Origin of the sequence: Sporosarcina highlanderae, from assembly GCF_030433715.1 — a bacterium.
GTDB lineage: Bacteria > Bacillota > Bacilli > Bacillales_A > Planococcaceae > Sporosarcina > Sporosarcina highlanderae.
In genome coordinates this window covers 340,395-347,069 of sequence record NZ_JAROCC010000002.1, presented here as the reverse complement: position 1 = coordinate 347,069, position 6,675 = coordinate 340,395, and the positions used below count along the sequence as shown (strand labels likewise).

At 44.8% G+C, this 6,675-nt stretch carries 8 protein-coding genes and 1 other annotated feature (1 of these 9 cut by a window edge); of the genes, 3 read left to right on the top strand and 5 right to left on the bottom strand.

The window, feature by feature from the left end:
* Nucleotides 1–707, top strand: a 707-nt coding sequence (locus tag P5G49_RS04270; protein ID WP_301242212.1) for an exosporium glycoprotein BclB-related protein, incomplete at its 5' end; no start/stop codon positions are given.
* 246 nt (nucleotides 708–953) lie between these two features.
* Here the strand turns inward: P5G49_RS04270 and P5G49_RS04265 are convergent.
* The 3 genes from P5G49_RS04265 to P5G49_RS04255 form a co-directional block, all read right to left on the bottom strand.
* Nucleotides 954–2,018, bottom strand: coding sequence for a M24 family metallopeptidase (locus P5G49_RS04265; protein WP_301242211.1), 1,065 nt, complete (start codon nucleotides 2,016–2,018; stop codon nucleotides 954–956).
* Between the two features lie 288 nt (nucleotides 2,019–2,306).
* Nucleotides 2,307–3,086, bottom strand: coding sequence for a cytochrome c oxidase assembly protein (locus P5G49_RS04260; protein ID WP_301242210.1), 780 nt, complete (start codon nucleotides 3,084–3,086; stop codon nucleotides 2,307–2,309).
* Complete coding sequence (locus P5G49_RS04255) at nucleotides 3,079–3,576, bottom strand: DUF2243 domain-containing protein (protein WP_435877181.1); 498 nt, start codon at nucleotides 3,574–3,576, stop codon at nucleotides 3,079–3,081. Before P5G49_RS04255 ends, P5G49_RS04260 begins: the two co-directional genes overlap by 8 nt.
* Nucleotides 3,577–3,724: 148 nt before the next feature.
* Here P5G49_RS04255 and P5G49_RS04250 point away from each other — a divergent pair, with 148 nt between their 5' ends.
* Nucleotides 3,725–4,162, top strand: coding sequence for a YugN family protein (locus P5G49_RS04250; RefSeq protein WP_301242208.1), 438 nt, complete (start codon nucleotides 3,725–3,727; stop codon nucleotides 4,160–4,162).
* A 131-nt stretch (nucleotides 4,163–4,293) separates the two neighbouring features.
* A complete protein-coding gene (locus tag P5G49_RS04245; protein WP_301242207.1) occupies nucleotides 4,294–5,190 on the top strand; it encodes an ABC transporter ATP-binding protein in 897 nt (298 codons plus the stop codon).
* An 88-nt stretch (nucleotides 5,191–5,278) separates the two neighbouring features.
* Here the strand turns inward: P5G49_RS04245 and P5G49_RS04240 are convergent, their stop codons facing one another.
* Both P5G49_RS04240 and rluF read right to left on the bottom strand, forming a co-directional pair.
* Nucleotides 5,279–5,518, bottom strand: a complete 240-nt coding sequence (locus tag P5G49_RS04240) for a hypothetical protein (RefSeq protein WP_301242206.1) — start codon at nucleotides 5,516–5,518, stop codon at nucleotides 5,279–5,281.
* Between the two features lie 191 nt (nucleotides 5,519–5,709).
* Nucleotides 5,710–6,414: a 23S rRNA pseudouridine(2604) synthase RluF gene (gene rluF / locus P5G49_RS04235; protein ID WP_301242205.1), complete on the bottom strand. Its 705-nt coding sequence runs from the start codon at nucleotides 6,412–6,414 to the stop codon at nucleotides 5,710–5,712.
* Between the two features lie 208 nt (nucleotides 6,415–6,622).
* Nucleotides 6,623–6,675 (top strand) — a binding site (T-box leader) (it continues 174 nt past the right edge of the window).

The following is a 6,675-nucleotide window of genomic DNA, read 5'->3' as shown; positions in this document are numbered from 1 at the left end:
AGGGCGACAAGGGAGACAAAGGCGATCCAGGCACCAACGGCAGCGATGGCGCTCAAGGTCCGAAAGGTGACAAAGGCGACAAGGGAGACAAAGGCGATCCAGGCACCAACGGCAGCGATGGCGCTCAAGGTCCGAAAGGTGACAAAGGCGATAAGGGCGATAAGGGCGACAAAGGTGACAAAGGTGATGCTGGCGCTTCAGGATCAAGTGCGCTCATCCCGTTTGCATCTGGCGCTACAGCTGCAGTTCTTACAACTACGGCGCTTGGTGCAATTGGTACCTCTACCTTATTAGGGTTCGGAAATTCTGTTACAAATATTTCGCTTGTAGGGAATGATATTAAACTTTCAGGGCTTCCTAACTTTGCATTTTCAGTACCTCGTCCGGGCAATATTACAGCTATATCCGGATTTTTCAATGTAACAGTACAGGTAAACGTGATGGGTGCTAATGCAACAATTATAGCCCGAATTTATCGTGCCACTGGTAGTAGCGATCTTTATCAACCAACGGGCGCTTTTGTAGCACTATCTCCAACCCTAACCGGGAACATAAAAGTTGGCGACACTTACCAAGGTGTTAATAATAGCTTTTCAGTTCCAGTAAATGCCGGTGACCGTCTACTTTTAGTGTTTTCTTTAACCACTTCTGCATCTTTAGTAACCACAATAACAGGTGTAGCAAGTGCTGGTATTTCAATAAATTAAATACGGAGTTCTCAACATTAAATCCCCCCTGAATAAAATAGAAACCACTTATTTACGAATCGTATAGTACATGATTCACCCGGTAATAAAAGGTCACGAAACGACAATAACTCTTGGAAAGTGACCGATAACTCTGCTGAAGTGACTGATATTACGCCGGGCCGCACCCACAACCTCAAAAAATGGACTTCCACTAACACGGAAGTCCATTTTTTATTTAACACGTAAGTCCATTTTTTATTCAAATCAAAGAATGATCAACTCTTTAGGTGATTTCGTAATGATTTCAATTCCATCTTTTTTCATAATAATATCATCCTCAATCCGCACCCCGCCGAGACCTGGAATATAAATGCCCGGCTCGACCGTCAACACCATTCCTTCCTCGACAAGCAGTTCACATGTCGGATTCATGAAAATGTCCTCATGGATATACAAGCCAATCCCATGCCCCATGCCATGTCCATAATTGTCGCCATACCCTTTTTCGCTGATCAAATCACGCGTCAATGCATCTGCTTCTTTCCCGGTCATTCCGACCTTTATGCCTGATAGCGCATTTTCAAGGGCATCATAAACAATTGAATAGATTTCCTTCAGCTTCGGATCAGGCTCTCCGACTGCGACTGTTCTTGTCATATCGGAGCAGTACCCTTGATAATACGCACCGAAGTCGAGCGTCACCATATCCCCTTGCTCAATCACCTTGTCACTCGCCACTCCATGCGGCAACGCGGAACGTACGCCGGAAGCGACAATCATATCAAAGGAGGAAGAAGTAGCACCCAATTTCCGTATATGGAATTCTAACTCATTCGCAACTTCAATCTCGGTGCGCCCTGGTTTAATGAATGTCAATATATGCTCGAACGCAGCGTCAGCAATTTCAGCAGCCTTTTTCAAAATGGCCACTTCATTTTCATTTTTAATCATCCGCAACTTTTCAACGACATTCGATACAGGCACAAGCTCCGCCTGTACTTCCTTCACAAGCTGAGAATAATAAAAATAGGATTGATGCTGCTGCTCAAACCCTAACTTCTTGATTCCCAAGCTTTCCGCAAGCGTTGAAATCTCCTTATAAATGATAGACCGATCGATTTCTTTCACAGTGAAATCCGTAACTTGCGCATTCGCCTGGCTCGTATAACGGAAATCGACCAATAAAAATGCTTCAGTTTTAGAAACAAGCACCGTTCCCGCTGTTCCGGTAAAACCCGTCAAGTATCTCCGGTTATACGGATCTGTAATAAGCATCCCATCAATTCCTAATTCATCGAATCTGTCTCGTAACTTCACTAACTTGTCCATTCTCAAACCCCCATTAATAGAAATATTCCCATTATTACTATGACATAGGAAGCGTGGAAATAATAGAGGGTTTGCGAGTTCAATTTAGGGACAGTAGTAGACTCTCTTGATAGGTAAAAGGTCATGAAACGACGATAACTCTTCGGAAGTGACCGATAACTCCCCGCAGGTGACCGATAACTTTGTGAAAGTGACCGAAAACTCTCCGAGGATGACCGATAACTTTGTGAACTCGACCGATAACTTCCGAAAATCGGTGAAAATTACTAATGCTACCCCGACTCGCAGCTAAATTCCTGTAGAAACCAACTTGCGTGGCCGGACAGATTGATACCAATGCTTGAACAGAATGAAAATCAACAGCAGATCGACTGCATCGCCGCCATAATACATCAACATGGCTCCAATCCTTGACTGCTCCTCAATGACTCCCGCTGGTGGATAGGCATAGATGAATTTTGAGAGGATGCCATGACCGGCAAGCGCAAGAATAAAGACGACAGTTCTGTACGTATAACTAAAACGGTGGAAAACAGGATCGATATAAACCAAAGAGATGGTGAATAAATAGCCGGCAAGGAAAACATGGATGTGGATGATGATATGAAGCAGAAGGCTCGAATGCATCGCCGAATACAAATTAGTTGTATAAAGAACCCATAAGCCACCGATGTTCAACACGGAAGCAGTGACCGGGTGAGTGAAGAAGCCGATAAACGAACTTTGCAGCAGTAGGCTGAGCTTTCTTGCCAAGTGAACATTTAACGTGCGCAATATTAGTGTCATGGGCGCAGCAAGTGCAATAAGAAGCGGCGATAACATTCCTAATAGTAAATGGCCTACCATGTGGGCCGTGAAATCAGTATAGGATTGGCGCGAAAGCGGACCTACCAATGCAATGGAAGCAAAAAGCACACCTGCAACAAATGAAACTGTACGTAGCCAAGGCCATTTACGAAGTCGTCCCCGTCTGTTTGTAATTACCACGGCCACAATATATAATCCGACAGCAATCATTGCAGGAACGCCAAAAAGCAAATCGGTTAACAGAAAATGAACATCATGCATTGGAAAAAGTCCCTTTCCTTCCACGCTCATCCCGTCTCGCACTGATAACCAACCCGATGCCGAATAAGATCATGATAGCTGCAGAAATATTCCAGACAAGATCATACGGTAAAATGTCAACATTGTATCGGATTTGGTGGATGCGCATGATCTTATGCTGGATTGTACCGTCATAAAGTTGAAAAGCCCCTGCTCCTAACAATTTTCCTCCCCACCACATCTTATGCCACAGTGCGTTTCGCCTCCGAAGATCGCCGACAAGGAATAATCCTCCGACAGTCGCAAACCAACTGAATGCGTGAAACAATCCATCCGAAATGAGACCAACTGCGACAGTCGATTTATCGTAAAATTTATGCCAATGAAGCAACTGATGAAATAATGTCTCATCGAGAAACGCTACAAAACCCAATCCGAACAAGATGCCTGACCAAAGGTTTCGACGGGCAAATGCTGCCCTGTTATCAGAATGTACTTGCGTATTATGTATCGTTGTCAAACCCTCTTCCTCCATTTGCTGAAACTGATTTCTTCAAAGTATTGCCGGTATGAAGGAAGGATAATCGGCTCTTTCCAAGTATGTCTCCCCCTTCTTTTGTGAATGCTGTACAGCAAGTGACTTAGAAGGAGGAGATATGATGTTGAAATTACAAACGGAGCTTGAAGGAAAAACCGCTTCTTTTGGTATTGTGAGTGACTGTATTCGCGGACTCGGTTATAACATGGGTGGTAATTGGGATTATGACAAAGGATGTTTCGACCATATATTATGCCAGGAAGGCGGCGAAACAATCTATATTCGTATTCCATTCTTCGTGACCGATGGAGAACTTGACGATTACGGTGCTTCTATTAAGTTCGGCACGCCTTACATCATTAAACACGTAGTGCATGTCGGTCTGGATCGCGATGGAGATTCATTATTGGATGCGACAGGCTTTAGTCAGTTCCAGCAACCGATTGATAAGGACGGCAAAATCATCAATAAAAACAGATGGATTCATGCAGGTGAAGTAGCCGTAAGAGACCTTTTAGACTGTATGTATGAAGGACAGGCGCTGTTGAAATCCAGTTAAATTCAGCCGCAATCCACCAAGGCTAAGGTGGATTGCTTTTTATTTTGTGGATTAAATTAAATATTTGAACAAATTGATTTACAAGTATAGTAGAATAGGATTAAGTAAATTTTTGGAAGGGAGTTGGGGGAATGATCTTATCAGTAAAAGACGTGTACAAATCATTTGGCGAGGAGCAGGTGCTTAAGGGAATTACGTTTGAGATTGAGGAGCCGCAAATCATTGCGCTTGTGGGGCCGAATGGGTCGGGGAAGTCGACGCTGATGAACATCATTACAAACTTGTTGCCTGCGGATAAAGGGGAAATTACAGTGCTTGGGAAGAACAACCGGGATCCGAATATTTTCCGTGAAATTTCATTCATGCAAGACAATACGGTGCTGTATGAGTATTTGACGGGGTACGATCATTTGCAGTTCATCTGCGATGTGCAGGGATTGTCGAAAAAGCAGCTATTAGAGACGGCGGATCGGATTGGGATCACGAGTTATTTGAATAAAAAAGTGAAGAACTACTCGCTTGGGATGAAGCAGCATCTGTTGCTTGCGATGGCTGTCGTGAATAAACCGAAGCTGATGATCTTGGATGAGCCGCTTAATGGTCTTGACCCGACGAGCGCGATCCGTGTGCGTGAGTTGCTGCTTGCGTTGCGCGATGAAGGGACGACAATCCTATTGTCTTCACATAACCTTGCGGAAATTGACCGGGTGACGTCATCGATTTTATTCCTAAAGAAGGGGAATTTGATAAGGGAGAATATGGCAGAGTTTGAGCAGGTGCGCTACCAGATTGCGGTTGACCAAACGGCGAAGGCTGAAAAGGCGCTTGTGGCAGCGGGCATTCCTGTCGAGTTAGTCGATGGGCGCTTGCATATTTATCGTCGTGATGTGGCATTAAGCAACGTATTGCAAGTGTTGGAACGCGAAAATGTAGTCATCGACGATATCGAGAAGAAAGTGTTTGGATCGGAGGAACGCTACCGGAAAATCTTCACGGAGGCAAAGGCCGATGAGCTTGTTCAAGTTTGAGCTGAAGAAGATCCTGCGGCAAAAGAAGCTTGTTTTGGGAAGGGATTTGTGAAGGGGCGGAAAGTCAATGCAGTACTTGTCGTAATAATTAGTCAATTAGGAACGTATGTATGGTATAATAGAAGAGTAATTGAATAGGTGACTTAAGGATGGACGGCTCAGAGGAAGGCAATCTAAGTTCGCCGCGTCTTGCGGCAACGATTGCATGACCTACATCCTGTAGGCCCGGGGTGATGCCCATGTCAGTATTTGAATCATTAATGGTTGCGATTGCTTTAGCAACATTAGTTGCCATGATACTGTCAAATGATAGAAAGAAATAACCCATCCTTGAGTCGCTAAGCTCATTTCGGGATGGGTTATTTCACTCGAAGTAGCCGTCCCCTTTAGGGAACCTATCAATTACATTGACCACTCGGCTGCAACCGGGTGGTTCTTTTTATTTTATGAAGTCTATATCTGAATTTTACAATTGTTGGCTTGCTGGTGCAAGGGACTGGATTTCACAGTTGGTATCCCTTACCGTTTCGGCTCATAATCCAGCAATTGAAACATTTCCTTCAATTCCTTTTCCGTCAAGTCGCGCCACTGTCCAATCGGCAAATTGCCGAGATGGATGTTCATGATGCGTGTGCGCTGGAGGCGTCTGACGTTGTAGCCGAGTGCTGAGCACATGCGGCGAATTTGGCGGTTCAGTCCTTGGGTCAACGTGATGTTGAATTTGCGAGGGCCAAACTGCTTCACTTTGCAAGGTTTTGTAATGGTGTCGAGGATTTCGACACCCGATTCCATTTTGCGAATGAATTCCTTTGTGATGGGGCGATCTACGGTGACGATGTATTCTTTTTCATGGCCGTGTTCTTCTCGTAGGATTTCATTCACAATATCTCCGTCATTCGTTAGAAGCAGCAAGCCATCAGAGTCTTTGTCGAGCCGCCCGATATGGAAGATGCGCAGCGGGTGGTTGACGAAATCGACGACATTTCCTTCGATATGGCGTTCAGTCGTGCTTGTAATGCCGACAGGTTTATTGAGGACGATATAGACAAGCTGCTCTTCGGTTTTCACCGGTTTGCCGTCTACACGGACTTCATCCCCGGGTTCGACTCGGCTTCCGAGTTCGGCAGGTTGGTCGTTAATTGTAACGCGTCCGTCTTCGATCCATTTATCTGCACCACGCCGGGAGACGATGCCGGCTTCGCTTAAAAATTTGTTAATTCGCATTGGTTTCACCTTTTTCGAGTTTCTTTCCCACTATTGTACAACTTGGGCGATTGTTATACAAAATTGCAGGATTGCATATATTATCAAAAGGTTGACAATTAATAGAATCGATAGTAAGGTTAGTACAACTTTTTTGTTCGGAGAGGGTAGAGGTGCCGGGAGCGGCGCCGCCCAGGAACAGATGAGTCGAGTTGAGAAGAGCATAGCTGAGAAATTATTGAATAAGAGGAGTAGCGCTGGATTCGCGATGTAGAGAGTCAG